Below are 1,242 nucleotides of genomic sequence, written 5' to 3'. Positions count from 1 at the left end.
CGCCGGAGATTCCTTGATGCTGCCCTGCCCCTTCTGGGTGATCTATACGCTGCCGGAATCGATGGAGTGATGGTCGGGGGTTTGGGTGTCTCCGAGGCAGTACGGGCACGTGTTCCGGAGATGGCGGTTGGTGGATCTTCAGCACTGAATATCACCAATCACTTTGCGCTCGAAGCACTCAAACCAGCACACAACTCAGTTGCCCTCTCAAGAGAGATCTCACTGGCAGAACTTCAAACCCTCTGCATCGGGGATGATGAAGTGATTGAGTTCTTTGTGCATGGATCGGTTCCGGCGATGATCACCGAACATTGTATTGCATATGGGAGATACCCCTGTCCGTCACATACCGGATTGCATCTTGCAGCTATAATGGATCAGACCGGACGATCATTTCCGCTCAGGGTTGATAGCGAGTGCAGGACAATTATAGGAAATGCCGTTGAGACCTGCCTCATCGATCATCTGGATCTCATCCTTGATGCCGGAATTGCAATTCTCGGGATTGAGCTCCGGTCCAGAACTGAAGAGTATGCCGCTGCTATATGCCGGGCTTATTCCTCAGCTCTCTCAGGTGGCACTATCGATCAGCTCAAAGATGATATCCGTTCGATCTCATGGGGGGGAATCACAACAGGCCCCTTCCTTGGCGGTGGTTTCAGATGAAGTATATCATATCAATTAATGACCTCTCACAATTTGAGGGTGCAGCAGCCGAGGATCCATGGGCAATCGAGCTTCGGCTTGACCTGATGGAGACCTGCACGCCAGCAGACCTTCAGGCGATCAGATCAAAATGGACAGGACTGCTGCTCCTTACGATCAGGAGTGTACATGAAGGAGGACGGTTTGCCGGGGATGCGGCGGAATGGAAACGCCGCATTGAGATCCTTCTTCCCTATGCAGATATGGTCGATATAGAGCGTCGGTTCTCTCATCATGCAGACTGGGTGCGGACGCAGCAGAAGACGATCATAGCCTCGTATCATACCGAAGAGATTCCGGACTTAGATCAGCTCTCACTCTGCGAAAAAGAGCTCCGGTCATATGGTGATATCCCAAAGATTGTCGTCTCTCCGAAAAAGAACGAAGATGCGGTTACACTCCTTGGATATACCATTGGAGCGGAAAAACCGATCTGCGTCTCGATTATGGGATCCGGGTATGCATGGCTCAGGCCCCTGCTCCTTGTTATGGGATCAGGATATGCCTATTGCCATGCCGGGAATGCGACTGCTGCCG

Annotated in this window: 2 protein-coding genes; both read left to right on the top strand. The window is 51.9% G+C overall.

Annotated elements, in window-relative coordinates:
* A partial coding sequence (locus QCH34_RS13000; RefSeq protein WP_300334748.1) for a U32 family peptidase occupies positions 1-666 on the top strand: 666 nt, incomplete at its 5' end.
* Positions 663-1,242: type I 3-dehydroquinate dehydratase (locus tag QCH34_RS12995; protein WP_300334747.1), on the top strand; the 580-nt coding region annotated here is incomplete at its 3' end. The genes QCH34_RS13000 and QCH34_RS12995, both read left to right, overlap by 4 nt.

The sequence above is a fragment of the Methanocalculus sp. genome (assembly GCF_029762515.1).
In the GTDB taxonomy this organism is placed as follows: domain Archaea; phylum Halobacteriota; class Methanomicrobia; order Methanomicrobiales; family Methanocorpusculaceae; genus Methanocalculus.
This window is presented reverse-complemented; position numbering and strand designations above follow the sequence as displayed.